The following is a 1,082-nucleotide window of genomic DNA, read 5'->3' as shown; positions in this document are numbered from 1 at the left end:
TAAGTTGACAAAAATAACTAATCATGCGAAAAAGTTTTTTTAGTTAACAGATGTTCACCCATGCCTCGAATTGTTTCTGTACCACTTAGTTTAGAACAGCGAGAACGACTCATTTTTCTGGCCAAGCATGCAAAACATTGGCGTGAAAGACAACGTGCCCAAACTATTCTCTGGCTTTCTGAAGGTAAAAGTGTTGCGGAAGTTGCCACTCTACAAGAACGTATCCCAGAAACCATAAGGCTACAACGCCGACGTTGGGAATTGTATGAGTTTGAATCGATTAAAGAAGGTCATCGCTCAGGTCGGCCCAATACATTGATCTCAGACTATCAGGCGAAAATCCTAGATTGGGTCAATACAAGTCCACTCAATGCAGAACAAATCCGAGTCAAACTACATGAAGAATACGAAGTGTCCGTGTCTGTTGAAACCATTCGTAAGTTTTTACGTGATTCAGGTATGGTCTTCAAGCGTACCCGTCATAGCTTGAAAAAAAAGAGATCCGATTGCATTTGAACAAGCAACACAGCAGATTGAAAAATTACGAGAGCAAGCGGCACGTGGTGAAATTATATTAGGTTATGTTGATGAAACAGGGTTTTCATCTACACCTGATAACCGCTATGCATGGACAAAGATAGGTGATGTTCATGCGGTTGATGCAATAAGATTAAAACGAGTTAATGTCATGGGGTGTTTGCTTTCAACGGGGGAACTGGTGACAAGTTGTTTACAAGAGTCAGTTACAAGCACTTGGTTTTATGCCTATTTAACTGGAATAGCTCAACAAGTAAAACAGACTTATAACCTTCCATTGGTTCTTATTGTTGATAATGCCTCGATTCATAGAAGTAAAAAGATGGCTGATTACAGAGAGCTACTTAAAAGTAACTTTTCGACGAATTTGTATTTTATTCCAGCTTATAGCCCTGAGTTAAATCGAATCGAGATGGTATGGAAGCAGATGAAATATTATTGGCGAGATTTTCAAGTCATGACAGCTGATAAAATAGAGCAATGGGTGGAGAGAGTATCAAACCAATTCGGAAAAGAATACATGTTTACTTTTTAATGACAGCTTA

2 protein-coding genes are annotated in these 1,082 nt (G+C 38.9%); both read left to right on the top strand.

Annotated elements, in window-relative coordinates; all coding sequences use genetic code 11:
• Positions 1-60 precede the first annotated feature (60 nt).
• Positions 61-516, top strand: a complete 456-nt coding sequence (locus FTU64_RS16240) for a helix-turn-helix domain-containing protein (protein WP_004973749.1) — start codon at positions 61-63, stop codon at positions 514-516.
• Complete coding sequence (locus FTU64_RS16235; RefSeq protein WP_180023089.1) at positions 506-1,072, top strand: IS630 family transposase; 567 nt, start codon at positions 506-508, stop codon at positions 1,070-1,072. The genes FTU64_RS16240 and FTU64_RS16235 overlap by 11 nt, the downstream gene beginning before the upstream one ends.
• The last annotated feature ends 10 nt before the right edge of the window (positions 1,073-1,082 follow it).

Source organism: Acinetobacter sp. YH12128, assembly GCF_013418655.1.
GTDB classification, from domain to species: domain Bacteria; phylum Pseudomonadota; class Gammaproteobacteria; order Pseudomonadales; family Moraxellaceae; genus Acinetobacter; species Acinetobacter amyesii.
The sequence above is the reverse complement of the archived record's forward strand: the minus strand, read 5'-3'. Positions and strand labels throughout refer to the sequence as shown.